The 18,257-nt window shown below is 38.2% G+C and carries 19 protein-coding genes; 4 read left to right on the top strand and 15 right to left on the bottom strand.

What is annotated here, in order from left to right; translation table 11 throughout:
* Positions 1–74 precede the first annotated feature (74 nt).
* From sdhA to FM071_RS04595, 4 genes are all read left to right on the top strand, one after another.
* Positions 75–1,787 (top strand): succinate dehydrogenase flavoprotein subunit, encoded by a 1,713-nt coding sequence (sdhA, locus tag FM071_RS04610; RefSeq protein ID WP_193111842.1) that lies wholly within the window; start codon positions 75–77, stop codon positions 1,785–1,787.
* 9 nt (positions 1,788–1,796) lie between these two features.
* Complete coding sequence (locus FM071_RS04605; protein WP_193111841.1) at positions 1,797–2,777, top strand: succinate dehydrogenase/fumarate reductase iron-sulfur subunit; 981 nt, start codon at positions 1,797–1,799, stop codon at positions 2,775–2,777.
* Between the two features lie 10 nt (positions 2,778–2,787).
* Positions 2,788–3,669, top strand: coding sequence for a CoB--CoM heterodisulfide reductase iron-sulfur subunit B family protein (locus FM071_RS04600; protein WP_193111840.1), 882 nt, complete (start codon positions 2,788–2,790; stop codon positions 3,667–3,669).
* A 76-nt stretch (positions 3,670–3,745) separates the two neighbouring features.
* Entirely contained in the window at positions 3,746–4,522 is a 777-nt protein-coding gene (locus FM071_RS04595; RefSeq protein WP_193111839.1) for an exodeoxyribonuclease III, read from the top strand.
* Positions 4,523–4,525: 3 nt separating this feature from the next.
* Here FM071_RS04595 and FM071_RS04590 read toward each other — a convergent pair whose 3' ends face one another.
* From FM071_RS04590 to FM071_RS04520, 15 genes are all read right to left on the bottom strand, one after another.
* Complete coding sequence (locus FM071_RS04590; protein ID WP_193111838.1) at positions 4,526–4,918, bottom strand: Lcl domain-containing protein; 393 nt, start codon at positions 4,916–4,918, stop codon at positions 4,526–4,528.
* 90 nt (positions 4,919–5,008) lie between these two features.
* On the bottom strand, positions 5,009–5,560 hold the full coding sequence (locus FM071_RS04585) for a hypothetical protein (protein ID WP_193111837.1): 552 nt from the start codon (positions 5,558–5,560) through the stop codon (positions 5,009–5,011).
* Entirely contained in the window at positions 5,548–5,961 is a 414-nt protein-coding gene (locus FM071_RS04580; protein ID WP_193111836.1) for a thioredoxin fold domain-containing protein, read from the bottom strand. Before FM071_RS04580 ends, FM071_RS04585 begins: the two co-directional genes overlap by 13 nt.
* Positions 5,961–6,494 carry a molybdopterin adenylyltransferase gene (mog, locus tag FM071_RS04575; protein WP_193111835.1) on the bottom strand — a complete coding sequence of 178 codons (534 nt, stop codon included), beginning with the start codon at positions 6,492–6,494 and terminating at the stop codon, positions 5,961–5,963. The genes FM071_RS04580 and mog overlap by 1 nt, the downstream gene beginning before the upstream one ends.
* Before the next feature lie 159 nt (positions 6,495–6,653).
* Positions 6,654–7,175, bottom strand: coding sequence for a pimelyl-ACP methyl ester esterase BioV (bioV, locus tag FM071_RS04570; protein WP_193111834.1), 522 nt, complete (start codon positions 7,173–7,175; stop codon positions 6,654–6,656).
* On the bottom strand, positions 7,162–8,820 hold the full coding sequence (locus tag FM071_RS04565) for an AAA family ATPase (RefSeq protein ID WP_193111833.1): 1,659 nt from the start codon (positions 8,818–8,820) through the stop codon (positions 7,162–7,164). Before FM071_RS04565 ends, bioV begins: the two co-directional genes overlap by 14 nt.
* Positions 8,807–10,057, bottom strand: coding sequence for a tRNA (N(6)-L-threonylcarbamoyladenosine(37)-C(2))-methylthiotransferase MtaB (mtaB, locus tag FM071_RS04560; RefSeq protein ID WP_193111832.1), 1,251 nt, complete (start codon positions 10,055–10,057; stop codon positions 8,807–8,809). Before mtaB ends, FM071_RS04565 begins: the two co-directional genes overlap by 14 nt.
* Positions 10,054–11,694, bottom strand: a complete 1,641-nt coding sequence (locus FM071_RS04555; protein ID WP_226960585.1) for a mechanosensitive ion channel domain-containing protein — start codon at positions 11,692–11,694, stop codon at positions 10,054–10,056. The genes mtaB and FM071_RS04555 overlap by 4 nt, the downstream gene beginning before the upstream one ends.
* A complete protein-coding gene (gene aroB / locus FM071_RS04550) occupies positions 11,694–12,740 on the bottom strand; it encodes a 3-dehydroquinate synthase (protein WP_193111831.1) in 1,047 nt (348 codons plus the stop codon). Before aroB ends, FM071_RS04555 begins: the two co-directional genes overlap by 1 nt.
* 60 nt (positions 12,741–12,800) lie before the next feature.
* Positions 12,801–14,207 (bottom strand): COG3400 family protein, encoded by a 1,407-nt coding sequence (locus FM071_RS04545; protein ID WP_193111830.1) that lies wholly within the window; start codon positions 14,205–14,207, stop codon positions 12,801–12,803.
* A gap of 12 nt (positions 14,208–14,219) precedes the next feature.
* A complete protein-coding gene (locus tag FM071_RS04540) occupies positions 14,220–14,813 on the bottom strand; it encodes a hypothetical protein (RefSeq protein WP_193111829.1) in 594 nt (197 codons plus the stop codon).
* Positions 14,813–15,925, bottom strand: a complete 1,113-nt coding sequence (gene trmA / locus FM071_RS04535) for a tRNA (uridine(54)-C5)-methyltransferase TrmA (RefSeq protein ID WP_193111828.1) — start codon at positions 15,923–15,925, stop codon at positions 14,813–14,815. The genes FM071_RS04540 and trmA overlap by 1 nt, the downstream gene beginning before the upstream one ends.
* Positions 15,926–15,934: 9 nt before the next feature.
* On the bottom strand, positions 15,935–16,669 hold the full coding sequence (fliP, locus tag FM071_RS04530; protein WP_226960595.1) for a flagellar type III secretion system pore protein FliP: 735 nt from the start codon (positions 16,667–16,669) through the stop codon (positions 15,935–15,937).
* A 6-nt stretch (positions 16,670–16,675) separates the two neighbouring features.
* A complete protein-coding gene (locus FM071_RS04525) occupies positions 16,676–17,449 on the bottom strand; it encodes an OmpA/MotB family protein (RefSeq protein ID WP_193111826.1) in 774 nt (257 codons plus the stop codon).
* Positions 17,449–18,213 (bottom strand): motility protein A, encoded by a 765-nt coding sequence (locus tag FM071_RS04520; protein WP_193111825.1) that lies wholly within the window; start codon positions 18,211–18,213, stop codon positions 17,449–17,451. The genes FM071_RS04525 and FM071_RS04520 overlap by 1 nt, the downstream gene beginning before the upstream one ends.
* Positions 18,214–18,257: the final 44 nt, after the last annotated feature.

Below are 18,257 nucleotides of genomic sequence, written 5' to 3'. Positions count from 1 at the left end.
GCAACATTTAATCTATACTAAGACTTCCTTCGATATAATCAACATTATTTTAGTTCTTTATTGAAGGAAAGTTAATGAGTATTCCTATTTATACTTACGATGCAATTGTAGTTGGTGCGGGTCTTGCGGGATGTGCAGCAGCAAGAGAATTGCAGACTGCAGGAAAAAAAGTTGCTGTAATTACAAAACTACATCCACTACGAAGCCACTCCGGTGCAGCTCAAGGTGGTGTCAATGCAGCATTTAGTGATGAAGACAGTATTGAGCTTCATGAGTTTGATACCGTAAAAGGTTCTGATTATCTAGCAGATCAGGATGCAGTTGAGTTCATGTGTAAAAATGCCCCTGAAACAATTCGCTGGGCTGAGCGTATGGGAGCAGCATTTAGTAGAACTCCAGATGGAAAAATCGCACAACGCCCTTTTGGCGGACAGTCTTCTCCACGTGCATGTTATGCAAAGGACAGAACTGGACTTACTCTTTTGCAGACTATTTATGAACAAGCTGACCGTGCAGGTGTCAAATTTTGGGATGAATGGTATGCAGCAGACATCATCTACAAAGATGGCAAAGTTTCCGGTGTTGTAGCCTTTAACATTCGCGACATGCAAATGGCAATTTTCAATGCGAAATCTGTTATGTTCGCTACAGGCGGCTATGCAAGATGCTACAAGATTAACTCAAATGCTCACGCAAATACAGGTGACGGCTTAAGTATCGTTGCACGTCACGGTATTCCTCTCGAAGATATGGAGTTCGTACAATTCCACCCATCTGGACTTTCAGGAAACGGTGTTCTTATCTCTGAAGCGGCTCGTGGTGAGGGTGGACGTCTTTACAATTCTAAAGGTGAACGTTTTATGGAGAAATATGCTCCAAATGCATTGGAACTTGCATCTCGTGACGTTGTCTCACGCGCAATTTTAAATGAAATTCGCGAAGGCCGTGGAGTCGGACCGAGAAAAGATGCTGTATATCTTGATGTTACACACCTTGGAAAAGATCTCATTATGGAGAGACTTCCTGAATTGCGTGAGCTTGCTATAACTTTCCTTGGACTCGATATGATTAAAGAGCCTATTCTCATCTCAGCAACCGCACACTACTCTATGGGTGGTATTCCTGTAAATATCGCAGGAAACGTCCGCAAAAACAACGATGAGCTTATAGAAGGTTTCTATGCTGCAGGTGAGTGTTCTTGTGTATCTGTTCACGGTGCAAACCGCCTTGGTGCGAACTCTGTTCTTGAAGCACTCCTTTTTGGCCGTTATGTCGGTAAAACAATGGTAGCAGAAGTTGATAACATTGAACTTCGCCCTGCAACTGAAGAAGATGCTCAGACTACACTTAAAGAGATTGACTTTATCCTCAACAATAACGGTGATGAAAGAGTCACCCAAATCCGTGAAGAACTACAGCAGGCAATGACTGCAAATGCAGGTGCATTTAGAACCGAAGAGACTATCAAAGACGCTATCAAAACAGTGAAAGAACTTCGTGAACGTTTTAAGAACATCCGTATAAAAGATAAATCAAAAGTATTCAATACTGAACTCCAAGAAGCAATCGAGCTTGGTCATATGCTTGACTATTCTCTCTTTATTGTCGAATCTGCACTCCCTAGAAAAGAGAGCCGTGGTGCACACTACAGAGAAGACTTTCAAGAACGTGATGACAAAAATTGGCTCAAACATACTATGGCATATATGGATGAAAACGGCGATATCAAACTTGACTACATGGATGTTGTTCTTGGCAAACATGAACTTAAAGCAAGAAATTACTAAGGATAACTTATGAGTACAGAACATAAAATAACTACACAGCAAGTAAACTTCAAAGTATTTCGTTTTAATGCAGATGAAGATTATTTACCATATTACGAAGATTACAGTATGGAAGTAACTTCAGAAGAAGTTGTACTTGACATACTAAACAGAATCAAATGGGACCATGACGGAAGTTTTTCTTACAGAAGATCTTGCCGACATGGTATTTGTGGTGCATGTGCCATTAAAGTAAATGGTCGTTCTACACTTGCATGTAAAGAGAGCATGAACGATATGGTAGACCTTTTTGGAAGTGAACTTACTATAGAGCCTCTAAGTATTAAGCGTGTAGTAAAAGATATGATCATCGACAAAGGTGATTTCTGGGAGAAACATGAAGCAGTTCAGCCATATCTCGTAGCAGACATCGATGAAAATCCGGAAACTGAGAATCTTGTTTCACCTGAAGATGCTGATGCACTTGATGATGCAGACCTTTGTATTCAATGTGGTGCATGCCACTATGCCTGTCCTGCCGTTGCAATCAACGAAGAGTTCTTTGGTCCGGCAGCTTTTGCAGCAGCGTATAGATTCTCTGCGGATGTCCGCGACAATTCAGAAGAGAGACTTAAGACTGTTAATGAAATGGGACAAGGTGTCTGGGATTGTGTGAAATGTTTTGAGTGTGCGGAAGTATGTCCAAAAGAGATCAACCCTATCGGCAAGATTACAAAACTGCATCAGATGGCATTCCAGGAAGGAATCGCGGAGAACAATGTTGCCGTGCGCCATGCAGTCGGATTCAAAAAATCAATCGAAAAACGTGGTGTACTCGATGAAGGCGGCTTAGTCCTCTACTCTGAAGGTCCTTCAATCGTAAAACACATTCCGGTAGCACTGAGAATGTTCACTAAGGGTAAAATTGCAATGCCATGGGCTATCCCAACATCAGATAATATGGATGAGATCAAAAAACTTGTCGAATCTTCATCTACTGCAAAGTTCTAGGAGTTAAAGAATGAAAAAATTAAAATACGCACTTTTTACAGGATGTACGGCAAAACAGAGTACTCCAGAGCAAATGATGTCCACAATGGCAGTTGCTGAGAAACTTGGTATTGAGCTTATTGAACTAACAGAAGCTTCATGCTGTGGTGCTTCTCACTTACAAGATTATGATGATTTCTTGTCTCTTGTTTTAAATGCACGTAATATTGCATATGCTGAAAAGCATGGCCTTACTATGGTTACGATCTGTAATACTTGTCAGCTAAATACTGCTATGACAAAACATAGACTTGATAATAATGCTGAACTCAAAGCAAAAGTAAATGAAAAACTTGCAGAAGTCGGACTTGAGTACAAAGGTACTTCCGATGTTACACACTTCCTATATGCTATCATTGACGATATCGGTCTTGATAAAATCAAAGAGATGGTTGTTACACCGCTAAGCCAGTTCAATATTGCTCCTTTTTATGGATGTCACAACATTCGTCCTTCAGAGCTTCAAAATGAGACACACAAATCTCCAGAATCTGCATACCGTCCTACTTCACTTGATGATTTAATTATCGCGTGTGGTGGTAAAAATGTTGATTATGAAGAGAAAAACAAATGCTGTGGTTTTCACGTTGAACTTCAAGCACCACATACTGCAGCTGTTCTAACAGGAAATGCAATTGCCGGTGCAATGGATGGTAATGCTGACTGGATGGTAACACCATGTCCACTTTGTCATCTAAAACTTGACACACAAACAGCTCATGCATCAGAAGCTATCGGCCGTGAAGTTGAACTTCCGGTTCTTCATATGCAGCAAATGGTAGGCCTTGCACTTGGTTGTTCTCCTGCAGAACTTGGTCTAAACCATCACCTTGCAAAAGTAAACTTCGTATAAATCTTATGAACTAAGAGAACTTTTCTCTTAGTCTCGCATCCAGTCACATCTCTTTTTAAAATTTTAAAGGCAAAATATGTCCGATTCAATAGAAATCATTTCATGGAATGTCAATGGCATCCGCGCAGTAGCGAACAAAGAAGCTCTCAAATGGATCGATGAACGCGATACAGATATTCTCTGTCTCCAAGAGATAAAAGCACAAAAAGACCAATTTCCGAAAAATCTTTTTGAAAAAGAGTATAGTGAAGTACTGATAAACCCTGCAGAGAGAAAAGGATACAGCGGTACAGCTACTTTTAGTACAATACAGAGTGATTTTCACACTACATGTCCTGATATAGATCATATGCATGAAGGTCGTATTATTGAAACACATTATGGCGATGTTGTCCTTTTTAATGTCTACTTTCCAAATGGACAAAAAGATGAAGAACGTTTAGCATACAAGATGAAATTCTATGATGATTTTTTAGCTCACTGTGAAGCACTGCGTGAGGATGGAAAAAGCATAATCGTCTGTGGTGATGTAAATACAGCCCATCGAGAAATAGACCTTAAAAATCCAAAAGCAAACTCTAAAACATCCGGCTTTTTGCCTATAGAAAGAGAATGGATAGATAAATTTTTGGATCACGGCTATATTGACACGTTCCGCTATGTCAACGGTGATCAAGCCGACAGATACTCCTGGTGGTCTTACCGTTCCAATGCACGCATAAAAAATGTAGGTTGGAGAATTGACTACTTCTTCATCTCTGAAGACTTGGCAGAGAGTCTTGAAGATGCCTTCATCTTAGACTACATAGAAGGCTCAGACCACTGCCCTGTCGGTATTCGAATATCTATATAATTTTTAATGATCTCTTACGCACATAATAAAGTTCTTATCACATTTATCACTTACTGAGATATAGGCATTAGCGCTGTAGATCGTGTATGCGTTCAGATCATCTTTTTCATCATCTGTTTTTGTCCAATAGACAGCATCTTGCAGATAAGTGAATTTTTGTTTTAATTTTTTATTTTGAAATAAATTAACAAGTTCTTTTTTACTCGGTATTCTCCAATCAGTAAATCCATTTAAGCTCATTTGAGAACAATAACCTTTAGCAAGTTTTAACTTCAACTCGACATGTTCAACATCATCCTGCCATTCTAATTGCTGTTTCTCGTCCAAAATACTCTGTTCGTTTCCAAATACAAAAGAGCCCAAAAATAATAACAATATGATTAAAATATTTTTCATCACAAATTTCCTTCTTTATACTCTGTTATTATAGGAAATCTGTGTGTAAGATTTGTGCAGTAGGTTTTTTGCTTTAAAAAGAGATAAGGTTCAGCGTAAGAACTTTGCAACTCTAGGATTTAACTTGACAGCTTCTTGTTTCGCCTCATCTGTCGCGTTAATGATATTTTTTACAACAAAGGGATTTACTTTCACAGCTGCTAGCTGCACTTTTGGCGAGGGATAAGGGATATATTGTATAATCTGAGGATTATGTTTAACCGCTTCTATCTGCGCCTCTTCACTAAATGAATTGATTAATTTTGTCAATGCAGTATTGAAGCTACCATCTTTCATGATCTTACGAACAGCCAGAATTTGAATCTCTTTTGTTGGATGATCTATATCTTCTATGGCATGAGGTGATATATCCAGTGCTGTTTTTTGTACACGATATGTTGGATTCTTAATGAATCCTATTCGCCACCACTGCTCTTTGACAGCCTTAATCTGTTCTTCTTCACTGAGTGATGAATAATATATTTTTTGTTGTTGCAACTTTTCTGAGAAAGAGAGCTGTTTTGGAGAAGAGCACCCGCTGTTGAGCAATAATAAAAGTCCTATCCCGATAGATAAACCATATTTCATTATCAAATGTGCCATAAATAATTATCCTCTTCCATCCAACCGTCAACTTCATCAATAATCTGACCGCTTTGTGCATCAATGATAAAAGTAACAGGTGAAAATGGCCGCATTAACTTCTTTGGTATATTTTTGTCTGTATCTCTATTGATAATGAGCTTTATATATTTTTTATTGATATAGTCTCGAACAGAATCTTTTGTGAGTATCGTATCGACAAGACGATGACAAAAAGGACAGCCTTCGCTTACTTCAAGAACAAAAAGATCTTTATTCTTCTCTTTAGCGATTGCAAGTGCTTTATTATAATCTCTTTCATATCCCATATAGGTTGCAAATTGATCATAATCATCCCATGTAAATGCTTGCAGTGATGAAACTGTCAATAGTAATAATATGAACTTACAAAAAAATTTCATTATTTTGACTTTGGTCTGAATGCTTTGATAATTTCCTCGTTTGTTTCAATGTAAGGACCTTCTATCAGATCGATACAATAAGGAACAGCTGGAAAAACAGCATCAAGACATTCTCGAATAGACTTCGGTTTTCCCGGAAGATTAATAATGAGACTTTTACCTCTGATGCCTGCTGTTTGACGAGAGAGAATAGCAGTAGGAACATACTGCAGACTTACCTGACGCATTAACTCACCAAAACCGGGCATCATCTTCTGACATACATTCTCAGTCGCTTCAGGTGTTACATCACGAAGTGCCGGACCTGTACCGCCTGTTGTAACAACCAGACAGCATCCTGCTTCATCACAAAGTTCTTTCATTGTTGCCTCGATCTTATCCTGTTCATCCGGAATACATCTATAGACTATCTCAAAATCACTTTTTAGATACTCTTTCATCGTATCTTGAATTGCCACACCGCTGATATCTTCATAGATTCCCTTACTCGCTCTATCACTTGCTGTTATTACACCTATTTTTATTTTACTCATAGTTTTTTTCCTTTATTTGATTTTAGTTTTTACTACAATTTCCATCTTAACATCAAATCTATAGTTTTTATATTGCTAAGATGGAGAGGCTCAGACCAACAGGAGGATTTGCCCTCGGAATCTTAGCAATATAAAAACGGTCAATCTTCTGACAAACAACTATAGTGTCAGTAAAAAATGATTTCCATCTTTTATATATGTAACCGTTGCCACATCCAAAAAGAACTCTTTAGCAGCATCAGCATCGACTATCTGATCTTTTCCACCGAGATATACTTCAATCGCAACGCCAGACCTACACAGCTCACGCAAAGACTCAAAATTCCACTCATAATTTAAAAGTTCTTCGAGCTCTTCTATAACAGTTACACTCCGCGCAACATCTTGACGCTCATACGGTAAAAAACAGGCATTGATAAACTGTGCAAGATAAGCATCTTCATTTTTTCTGTAAGCCATTAACTGCAGACGCTTAAATTTCTCATCTTTACTTTGAAAGAATGCCGGAGAAAAAAGCTGCAGTGTATCAACTCTTTTTCCCTCACGCAAAGCTTTTTGAACATATTCAAAAGCTTTTATAGCTCCATAACTAAACCCGCAGACACTATAATCACTCTCTTTAATAAAAGGAGTGAAAAAGTGCTGCTCATTTTGCAGAGAAAAACCGCTAAAAAATCGCATTGATATACTTTTTAACCTCTTCTTTGCTGATACTTTCACGCTCCTGCAAGACACTTTCAACATTTTGAATTACTTCACCTAATGACTCCAAAAGCAGTGTCGTCTCTTCATAAAGACGCTTTAACATAAGCTCTTCTTCATTGGATTCAGGAATGATTGCCGTTCCCATTCCATACTCCTGACACATTTTCAGTGTGATCTCTTTTGCTTCATCGAGATCTGCTTTAGCACTGCTTGCATGTTCATTAAATCTCATATCACAGGCAACCGTACCAGCAATGAGCATCTTCACACGAGCCTCAAGCTCTTCTTTAATAAAAGGCTCATCTGTAGAAGGTGTAAGCTTTTCATTTGAGAGCATAAGCTTTTCAAACGGCAGGTCAAAATAGGTTGCAACAACAACTTTTCCTGCCTGATAGGTAATGCGGTATGCTTTTTGTTTTTCATTAAGCATCTGCAGTTTCTTTTTACCAAACATGACTTTGTCTTTGACCTGATAAAAATGCTCTAGCGTGACATGAAAATCATTTTGACGCAATGCCAAAAGTGCCGCTTCGTTCACAAGAGCAGCAAGTGCGGCACCATTAAACCCAACTGTCATATTAGCAATTACTTTGACATCAAGTTCATGTGGTACCTTTTGTAGATATTTCATCAAAATTGCCTCACGCTCACGTTTTGTCGGTAGCTCTACAAAGATACGTCTATCAAAACGTCCGGCACGAAGCAGTGCAGAATCTAAAATATCTATCTTATTTGTTGCTGCTATGACAATGACCCCGCTTGAACCTTCAAACCCGTCCATTTCGGTAAGCAGTTGATTGAGTGTCGCTTCTCGTTCGTCATTTCTCTGCCCGTCTCGTTTTTTTCCTACAGCATCGATCTCATCGATGAAAATAATAGCCGGTGCATTTTTCTTTGCAGCTGCAAAAAGTTCATGTACTCTTTTTGCTCCCATTCCAACATATATCTGGACAAAAGAAGCTCCGCTTTGATAAAAGAACGGAACATCAGCTGCACTGGCAACTGCTTTGGCTATCATCGTTTTTCCAACCCCCGGAGGGCCTACTAAAAGGACACCTCGCGGCATGCGCGCACCAAAATTTTTATAACGTTTTGGATTTTTCATAAAGTCGATAATCTCTTCAAGCTCAATTTTGACATCAGAAATACCGCCTATATCACTAAAACTCACATCACTCTTCATCGCTTCAATAGGAGAGTTTAACTCGAGTAAAGAACTAGAAGCATTATTTGTTTCATCACTTCTTTTAAAACGAATATCTCCAAACACACCCCTGTTTTGCAAAAATTTTACAAGAAGAGATCCTAACCCCAAAAAGAGTACTAAAAATAAGATAATGGCAATAATATTGGATTCGCTGCCGACCTCTACTTTATAGTCAACGAACATTCTAGGCGTTACTTGTGATGATGCTATCTTATAATAGCCGTTATCTGTTTTGAGATAAACATACTCTTTTGTAACAATGACCTTTTTGACACTTTTACTCTGTAGTAATGAATTTGCCTGATTGAGTGTAATTGCATCGGCATTATCACGCAGCATGGCAAAAAGAATGAGTGCTATAATGACAAAAGCAGAAGCGATAAGTGCGATACGATTTGTTTTAGATGATGGCATAGTTATGTTCCTTTTGCACTTCATAGTCCGAAACTGTTATCCAGTTACCCAAAAAATCTTCCTCTGATTTTACCACTATTTTGTTAAAATGCTGGTCAAGTCCATGATAGAGACCACTCTTATAGGACTCTATAAGAACATTAAGCTCATCTTTGTGCGCTTTTCGAAATTCATAATTTTTACTCTTTACAAGTGATTCGATCTCGTGAAGACGCTCTTTTGCAAGTTTACCGTTTACTTCAGGTTTCATATGTGCAGCAGGTGTTCCATCACGTTTGGAGTAGGTAAAGGCATGCAGATGTGTCAGCGGCAGAGCTTTGGCATTTTCCATCGCCTCACGCCATAGTTCCTCACTCTCACCCGGAAAACCTGTAATAAAATCCGTACCAATAGCATAGCCCTTATCAGCCAAAAATTCAAAAAGCTCTCTGTCTTGTCTGTAAACATTGCGTCTATTCATCAGCTTCAGCATTTTTGGTGAAGTATGCTGCAAGGCAATGTGCATATGTTTTTCCATCCACGGTTCATCCAGTATCTCTTTAAATTCATCGGTTATTTGGATCGGTTCGACACTGCCGAGGCGAATTCTGCGAACACCGCGAATCTGAGACATTTTCTTCATCAGCTTTGCAAGTGATGTCTTTGTATCCTGCCCGTAAGAGCCGACATTAGTTCCCGTGAGGATAAATTCTCCAAAACCGTTGAGGGCGAGTCTTTGAATCTGTTCTAAGATACGCGCTTCATCCATGCTTCTTGCATCACCGCGAACAAAAGGAATAATACAGTATGAACATCGAAAATTACACCCTTCCTGAATCTTAATAAATGCCCTGCTCTTGCCGACAAATTCATCGACGACCATATCATCTATATGATTCAGATCACCCGGCTCATAAAAAGGTTGCTCTTTTTTCAGCAGGTTATCAATCTTTTGCTTTTCACTCTGACCAAAAACACCGTGAATACGTCCCTCACGCAAAAGAGACTCACCTTTTGTATGTGCTCCGCATCCTGTTAAAAAAAGCTTCTTATTCTCACCTTGCCTCTCAAGTTGTGAGATATAAGAACGGACATGTGTATCGGCTCCATTTGTAACTGTACAGGAGTTAATGACGACTACATCCGCTTCATCTTCATTTTCAGTTATCTCATACTCTTTGAGCGAACTCATCATTACCTGTGAATCATAAAGATTTGTACGGCATCCAAATGTTTTAAAATATACCTTTTTCATCATACCAACTCGTGATTGTGTTCACTCGGTTCTTCACTCTGCATAGCGACATGAAGTTTTTGCGTTGGGTAAGCGATGGTAATGTCATCTTCGGCATTAAAAGCATCGACTATCTCACTTGAGATGACACTTCTGAGTGTCAAAGTACCATATGCATTCGTCAAGTACCACGCTTCAATATCAAGCCCGTTTGACTCAATAAAAGAGTAAATTCTAGGCTCGACATTTGTATTTTTCAAGCTGTAGTGTTGTCGTAGTTTATTAAGCTGTTTTCTGGTAATGTCGGTGTATCCTTTCGAATACTTTTTAGTTATCTCTTTGACTAAGTGCATCGCTTTTTTATGATTTGAGTCAAAGGTGATCGTGATTTTCACACCATCCCATACAGTCTTGAGTGAGTAGTGTGTATAGTTTGCTATCATCTGCGTGAAAACATAATTATTTGGTATAAAAACAATTCTCCCTGCACGACGATTTTGCATAATGGAAGTCAGTGTTATATCTTCTAAGATCGTCATGCGAAGCAGTGAAATATCAAGAACATCTCCTACATATTTTTTGCCGTCCATATCAACACGAATTCTATCTCCGACATGTATACTGCCTCCAAAAACGATAACAAGCCAGCCAAGAATAGACATAAACCAGTCTTTCATTGCAATAGCGATACCTGCTGAAGCAAATCCTAAAATAGTCACCAGATAGGAAACATTTTCAATATAATTAAAAAACAGAATAAGAATAATGATTGTGAAATTCGTAAAGGTAATAATCTTATTTGCCATATAGAAGCGTTCATTATCTGTAATATACTTTTTGACAACGAGTTTCAGCAAAAAGAAGATAAAAAAGACGACTAAAATAGCAATTCCGATTTTAACAAGTCTGTAAACCTGTTTCTCTATACCTTTATTGATATTTATCTTTGCAATTTCAAGACGTTTTTGATATACATTGAGTGTCACATTCATCGTATCAAGTGCACGCTCGAAACGCTCTAACTCTGTCTGTTTCTTTTCCAATATATCTTTGTATTTCTTTTGATCGATCTTATAAAGGTTTTTATATATCCCGATCTCTTTACGCAACAGAATAATGAGTTCATTAAGGTTCTCTTTCTTTCTTTTATAATCCTCATAATTGGCATCGATGGTTTTAATGAGAGAAAGTCCTGTAAATATCTCAAACGGATTGGAAATATTTGGAATTTTATCAAGTTTCGGCGGGGTAATTAAATTTGAAAAGGGTGCGCTGCTCTTGCCTTTAAGCTGATCCACCTGTGATGTTAAAATATTTTCTTTGGATATCAATCCATTAAGTTCATCAATATCACTTGATGTTTTAGCATGTTTGGAAAGCCATTTGATTCTTTTTTTTATCTTGTCAAGATTACTTTTCACATCTAAAGAGGTCAAATAAGATGCATAACTTTTAATCCAGACATTTTCATCGGAGATCTGTGATTCAAGTCGATTAAGCTCAGTCATATAATCACTGATCTGTGATTGGATAATACGTTGTTTCTCTGCTTGCTGCTTCGCATCAGTTACATTGTTGTCTGTTGCAATTGTATCAGCAGATGCCCATAGCTGAACTGCGAGGATAAATATGAAAAAAATTCCTTTTATAATTTGCATCATTATCGGCTAAACCCTTCTAGAACAGAAATCACTGTCTCTTTTGCCACACTGTCTGTTATTTTCACATCACCTATGCCAACAGGCAAAATGAATGTTATCGTTGCATCAGAACTCTTTTTATCCAAGAAGAATGCATCATAAAAGCTTTCTACATTTTCTATTGTATAGGATGTCGGAAGATCATATTTTTTTAAAAGATCTTTTACTCGATCGGCTTCATTCTCTTTCATAAGCCCAAGCTTAACAGCAAGTGCATTCGCCATTACCATACCGATAGCAACTGCCTCACCGTGTAAATATTTTTTATATCCCGTCTCATTTTCTATAACATGTCCAAATGTATGCCCGTAATTGAGTGCAGCTCTTAGCCCATGTTCTTTTTCATCTTTTGCAACGACACCGGCTTTAGTCTGAACTGCCTGTTTGATAGCTTCTTGCAATGATTTTTTATCGTTAAGATCGGCACTTTCAAGATAATTAAAAAAGTCTGCATTGAATGTTACTGCCATTTTGACGACTTCAGCGACACCCGCTCCAAATTCTCGAGAAGGTAAAGTCGTTAAAAAATGAGGATCGATATAGACAGTACGTGGTTGGTGAAAAGCACCAATGAGGTTTTTTCCGTAACTGTTGTTGATACCTGTCTTACCCCCGACACTTGCATCTACCTGAGAAAGCAGTGTTGTCGGAATCTGAACAAAGTCAATCCCACGCTGATAGATACTTGAAGCATACCCTGTCATATCACCGATAACACCGCCGCCAAAAGCAATAAGAAGTGATTTTCGATTAAAACGGTGATTGAAAAGTGATTCTAAGATAAGATCGATCGATGCTTGGTTCTTATAAGCCTCTCCATCGGGAACAGTAATAATATAAAGCTCTTTTGCAGAGATCTTTGACAAAAGATAGCCTAGATGCAGTCCTGAGACTTTTGGGTTGGTAACAATAGCCACTTTTGTATCATAGCTAAGTTTGGGAAGCGTATCTATTGTTATGTCATATGAGTTATCTACAACTTGTTTAAGGGGAATATTTACCTGCATTATTTATCCAAAAATATAATATGATAAATACTACTTAAATTATGCTAAAAAACGGCTAAATCAGATCTGTACCGGGATGAAAATCTGATGATAATCATCAAGTTTAAAATAGAGTTTTTCACTATCTGTTGAGAATAGTGCATATAAACGCCGTGTTGTCAATTTTGACGTAAAGGGAAGTATCTGAATAAAATTATCTTTTTGCTTTAATGCACGAATAGGATTTTCATTCTCTTTGATGACCTTAATGGACTTAGAAAAGATCGTCGAAAGATTATAATAGTGTTCAATCACCTGCTCTTTTTCTTCCTGATGTTCATGAACATAATTATAAAGTTCAAGGTTGAAGTTCATCTGTTCGGAAATATCGAAGATAGTTGCCGAAATCTTTTCCAAGTCTCTGTTGTCTGAGAGAACAAGCACCGCATCTTTTACATTTGAAAAGCTTTTCTGAGAAAGTTTGAGTACAGGTACATGGACTTCATAAAGAGCACGCCGAACATAATAGTCTGCAAACATTTCGCTAGAGACAATTACAAGTCCTACATGATAAGATTTTATATCATTAAAGAAGGTCTCTTTGAGACTTATACTGCCGTAATCAATATCTACAACTATATCAAGATCCCTGTACTCTTTTATATGTTCCAAAAGATCAATATTGGATGGATTGACAATTTTTATGACGAGATCATGTTTAAACTTTGTGTGGACATAAACAGCACGACGAACTAACTCACTTATAGTATCATGCGGTACTATATCCATATCTATATAAAGTAAAATATTGGCGCCATATGGTTCAGGAAACTGCCCAAGTTCACGCTTAATCGCACGATATACAGATTTTAAAACTGCCGGCTCACCGACTAAAAGAAGGAGATCATTGGGTTGTATCATCCGTCTGCGTGAGGGCATAAGTAGCTGACGATTTCTATATATGGCAACTATTCGCCAATTTTTCTGCTCAATTACACCAATATGACGGTAGACGAAGGAACTTCCAAAAGGTACGAGAACTTCCATTATCTCGCCTTCTCCAAGACCGACATTTTGCGCAATAACAGGAACATTCGGTAAATAATCAAGCATTCTCGATGCCAATATTTCGTTTGCATTGACTAAAACGACATTGGCATCTTCATTTTGCATATCCCATTGATTTAGTACTATGATACGCAGCTGCTTTTTTACGATCCTAATATTTTTAATGGTATTCTCAACATCCGACTTGTTATCCATAGCAATAATAATCTGGATAAATTCCATTTTTAGGAGATTGGAAAGTTTTGAAAAACTTGTAGGGTCAAATTCATAAAATTTGAATCGTGCTGGGTTTGCCTCGGGAAATTCTTTAGCTTTTAACTCAACGACATAGTAAATGTTTTCACTTGTATATGTCTCTGTAACCCTTTGTATAAAGTGTTCACCGATGGCACCATCACTGATTATCAATATTTTTTTCATGGCTGTATTATATCAGAACTTTTTTATGACATTTGAGAGATCTACCCACATCTCTCTATTGGCTTTTGTCCAGACTTTATTGATAAAATAACCCGTTATTTTAATTCTGCTGTCACTTTTTGTATTGGATGTGAAAGATGTGTACTTATCCCATTTTGCAACTACGTTTGATGTTGTCATACCATCATAAACAGCTGCAGCCTTTTTCAAATAAAAGGCGGTCGGTTTAAAATGTTCTACTCTTTCATCGGCTTTTAACTTGAGCTTTGGAAATGGATTTTCATCTTTACATAGTGGAGCGACTACTACTAGTTTTTTTATTTTTTCTTTTACTATTATCTTATTTTGTGTGTTATTTTTTCTATTTTTTAAAAGAGATTTCAGGTTTTTTATTTCATTTTCCAGATTTGTAATCTTTCGCTCATACTCTCTGTTTTGTTGTGATAAAATAATATTTTTCTCTTTTTCGTCAAGCAGTTTTTCTTTATATTCTTTTCGAAGCATCGCAATATCACTGACAATAGAGTCTATCCGTTTTATCTCTTGACTAGCATTAAGTTCCAAAGTAAAAACAAGTAACACGAATAACAGAAGAATATGTTTCATTAGGAACCTTTTCGTGTAAGTTTTACACCCATCTCAACATGATGTGTATATGGAAATTGATCAAAAAGTGCCATCTCTGCAACTTCATGAGATTTACATAATATTTCCAAATCACGATAGAGTGTTTCAGGATTACAGGAGATATAGACGATAGTATCATACTGTGCAGTGAAATCACAAGAGAATTCATCCATACCACTGCGTGGAGGATCGACAAAAATTGACTTGATATTATAATCATCCATATTTATGTGATTCATTCTACGAAATTCACGTACACCTTTGAGTGCCTGCGTAAACTCCTCTACACTCATGCGGATAAATTCAATATTATGCACATCATTTAAGGTCATATTTGATTTTGCAGCATTGATGGAAGATTTTGAGATCTCCGTTGCGAGAACTTTATCGAACATTGTCGCAAATGGAATGGTAAAGTTTCCTGCGCCGCAGTAAAGCTCCAACAGATCACCTTTTGCTTCACCAAAGACATCCATCGCCCATGCAATCATCTGCTCATTGACACGCGGATTTGGCTGTGTAAAGCTGTTTTCTATGTAGTTAAATTTATATATTTTATCATCTATGGTCAATGATTCCGTGATAAAATCCTGTCCAATCACAACTTTTTGCTTGCGTGAGCGGCCTATAATGTAAATGCCGAGTTCCTTGGCTATCTTTTTTGCCTTGACTTCCCAATCATCCTCAAGTTTTCTATGATAGAGCAGAGAAACAGCAATTTCACCGCTGCTTGAACTTAAAAAATCTGCACCAAAAAGTTTAAAACCAAGAAAATCTTCTTGAATTTTTTTCAGCAGTTTTGGCATCAATGCTGCAATATGCTCATTTACCTGTGGACACTCATCTACAAACACGACACCTTTGCCCTCGATATGATTCATTGCATAATGAATGCTCTCACCCTCGTGCCATATCTTAAACTCCGCACGTGCCCTGTAGTGTTCATCAGGAGATCTGAAAACTTCTATCTCTTTTGTATAGTAAGGGGAAAAACGTTCTTTGTTAACTGCCAATTTTTGCTGCAGCTGCCCTTCATAGCCATCTTCATAGACCCTGCATGCACCACATTGACCAAAATAGTTACATTCCAAATTTTCTCCTTACTTCACAGAAGCGATCAAGTTGCCTATAAGAAGATTCCATCCGTCTATCAGAACAAAAACAAGTATCTTAAACGGCAAAGAAATCATAACAGGCGGCAGCATCATCATACCCATAGACATCAAAATGGAAGCTACGACCATATCAATGACCAAAAACGGTAAAAAGAGTAAAAAACCTATCTCAAAGGCTGTCTTCATCTCACTGATAATAAAAGCGGGAATAACAATAGAGAGCGGCACATCGGCAACACTTTTTGGATTTTCCATCTTTCTTATACGTAAAAAAAGTGCAAGGTCTTTCTCTCTTGTATTTCGTATCATAAAATTCTTAAAAGGCAGAGCTGTTTTTGTAAAAGCCTCTTCATAACCTATTTGTTCGGCAACATAAGGTTTTATTCCCTGCTCATACGCTTTGGTTCCGATTGGCTCCATTACAAAAAATGTAAGTATCATCGCAAGCATCACAAGCAGTTGTGTCGGTGGGACCTGTTGTGTTCCCAGTGCCTGACGTAAAAAGCCAAAGACAATGACAAAACGGGTAAATGTTGTCATCACCAAAACCATAGAAGGAGCCAGAACAAGAAGTGTAAGAATAACAACTACATTTAAAGAAGAAACGAGCTGTTGCGGCGTATCTGGAGCTGAAAGGTTAAGGTTTACCGTCGGAATAGTGACACTGTCAGCACCATAAGCGGTCAAAGCTAACGCTAAAAGAGTCAGAATGATTCTAATCATGTTCTATTTATTTACCTTATCCAAGACAGAGCTTGTCTCTTTATTGTTCTCTTCACTTTTTTTACCAAAGAAATGAAGTTCCACACGTCGATTTTTTTCTCTGCCTGTAGGAGTTGCATTGGTCGCTATGGGTTGATACTGTGCAAAACCTGCCGCTGACATTCGATTTGGCTGTACACCGTCCAAGATAAGTTCATGCAGTACGGAAATTGCACGTGCAGCAGAGAGTTCCCAGTTATCTTTAAATGGTGATGAAGGACCAGGCCCTCTGTCATCAGTATGTCCTTGCACACTCACCTGCATATCATTTGGTAGTTCACCGACAATAAGAGCAACCCTTTTTAAAAATAACAGAGCATCCTGATTTTCAATCGTTGCGCTGCCAGGCTTAAAAAGAAGTGCAGCCGGCAGTTTGATGACAAATCCGCTTTCTGCCTCATCAACAGTCACTTCCGGGCCTTGTGATTTTTCCATCATCTCATTGGCATCGGCTGCTGCCTGCTGAATTCTATTGACAGCCTCTGAAGTCTCATCTTGTGATTCTATCGGTGTTGATTCTTGAATACGCTGTTTGGAAATTTCTGTTTTTGTTCCGCCTTCTAAAACACTCATAGCACCCGACAGTGAACCGATTGCTTCACTGACTTTTTTTGCATCCATACTGGACATGGAAAGAAGAAGAACGAAAAAACATAAGAGAAGAGACATCAAGTCTCCAAACGCGGCTAACCACGCAGGAAGACACTCTTCACACTCAGGACACTTTTGCTTTCCCATTAGTCAAACTGACTCACACGGTCTGCTGGAGCTAAAAATGCGAGTAGTTTAGCTTCAAGTACACGTGGAGCATCTCCTGATTGAATAGACATGATACCTTCAAGGATCATCTCTTTTACCATGGTCTCTTCATCATTTCGAACGGCTAAGATATTTGCAATAGGAGCACCAAAGATATTCCCGATCATTGCACCGTACATTGTTGTAAGCAAGGCTACGGCCATTGATGGACCAATCGCTGATGGATCAGCCATATTTAAAAGCATTGCAACAAGACCGATGAGTGTACCGATCATACCCATCGCACCGGCAAGTCCGGCCCACTGGCTGAAGATGGAACCATGCACTTTATGACGTGTACTTGTCTGCTCCATCTCTATCTCTAAAAGTTCTCTAATTGTATCCGGTTCACTGCCGTCAATTGCCATAGAGAGCCCTTTTTTCAAAAATTCATTCTCTTCATTATTGACTTCACTCTCTAACGCTAAAATACCGTCTTTTCTGGCTTTTGTAGCAAATTCTACAAGTTTTTTAATAAGTTCAGCTGTATCTTCTTCACCCGGTTTTATGGCTTTCATGAAGATCTTTGTGAACTGTTTCATTTGAGCAGGTTTAAATGAAACCATTAAGGCACCGATACTACCACCGACAACGATAAGCACTGAAGGAATATCGATGTATGCACCGATACCAACACCCATAACCATAGCACCGAGCAACAGCGCCATAATCAAAACAATACCAATGACCGTACCTAAATCCATTTAATTACCTTGTCAAAATTTATAATCACATTATAATACCACAA

Origin of the sequence: Sulfurimonas paralvinellae (assembly GCF_014905135.1) — a bacterium.
GTDB classification, from domain to species: Bacteria; Campylobacterota; Campylobacteria; order Campylobacterales; family Sulfurimonadaceae; genus Sulfurimonas; species Sulfurimonas paralvinellae.
This window is presented reverse-complemented; position numbering and strand designations above follow the sequence as displayed.

What these genes read in the sequence shown, in the direction of transcription:
- sdhA (WP_193111842.1), top strand. Translation starts at nt 75, where the DNA reads ATGAGTATTCCTATTTATACTTACGATGCAATTGTAGTTGGTGCGGGT.
- FM071_RS04605 (WP_193111841.1), top strand. Translation starts at nt 1,797, where the DNA reads ATGAGTACAGAACATAAAATAACTACACAGCAAGTAAACTTCAAAGTA.
- FM071_RS04600 (WP_193111840.1), top strand. Translation starts at nt 2,788, where the DNA reads ATGAAAAAATTAAAATACGCACTTTTTACAGGATGTACGGCAAAACAG.
- FM071_RS04595 (WP_193111839.1), top strand. Translation starts at nt 3,746, where the DNA reads ATGTCCGATTCAATAGAAATCATTTCATGGAATGTCAATGGCATCCGC.
- FM071_RS04590 (WP_193111838.1), bottom strand. Translation starts at nt 4,918, where the DNA reads ATGAAAAATATTTTAATCATATTGTTATTATTTTTGGGCTCTTTTGTA.
- FM071_RS04585 (WP_193111837.1), bottom strand. Translation starts at nt 5,560, where the DNA reads ATGGCACATTTGATAATGAAATATGGTTTATCTATCGGGATAGGACTT.
- FM071_RS04580 (WP_193111836.1), bottom strand. Translation starts at nt 5,961, where the DNA reads ATGAAATTTTTTTGTAAGTTCATATTATTACTATTGACAGTTTCATCA.
- mog (WP_193111835.1), bottom strand. Translation starts at nt 6,494, where the DNA reads ATGAGTAAAATAAAAATAGGTGTAATAACAGCAAGTGATAGAGCGAGT.
- bioV (WP_193111834.1), bottom strand. Translation starts at nt 7,175, where the DNA reads ATGCGATTTTTTAGCGGTTTTTCTCTGCAAAATGAGCAGCACTTTTTC.
- FM071_RS04565 (WP_193111833.1), bottom strand. Translation starts at nt 8,820, where the DNA reads ATGCCATCATCTAAAACAAATCGTATCGCACTTATCGCTTCTGCTTTT.
- mtaB (WP_193111832.1), bottom strand. Translation starts at nt 10,057, where the DNA reads ATGATGAAAAAGGTATATTTTAAAACATTTGGATGCCGTACAAATCTT.
- FM071_RS04555 (WP_226960585.1), bottom strand. Translation starts at nt 11,694, where the DNA reads ATGATGCAAATTATAAAAGGAATTTTTTTCATATTTATCCTCGCAGTT.
- aroB (WP_193111831.1), bottom strand. Translation starts at nt 12,740, where the DNA reads ATGCAGGTAAATATTCCCCTTAAACAAGTTGTAGATAACTCATATGAC.
- FM071_RS04545 (WP_193111830.1), bottom strand. Translation starts at nt 14,207, where the DNA reads ATGAAAAAAATATTGATAATCAGTGATGGTGCCATCGGTGAACACTTT.
- FM071_RS04540 (WP_193111829.1), bottom strand. Translation starts at nt 14,813, where the DNA reads ATGAAACATATTCTTCTGTTATTCGTGTTACTTGTTTTTACTTTGGAA.
- FM071_RS04525 (WP_193111826.1), bottom strand. Translation starts at nt 17,449, where the DNA reads ATGGGAAAGCAAAAGTGTCCTGAGTGTGAAGAGTGTCTTCCTGCGTGG.
- FM071_RS04520 (WP_193111825.1), bottom strand. Translation starts at nt 18,213, where the DNA reads ATGGATTTAGGTACGGTCATTGGTATTGTTTTGATTATGGCGCTGTTG.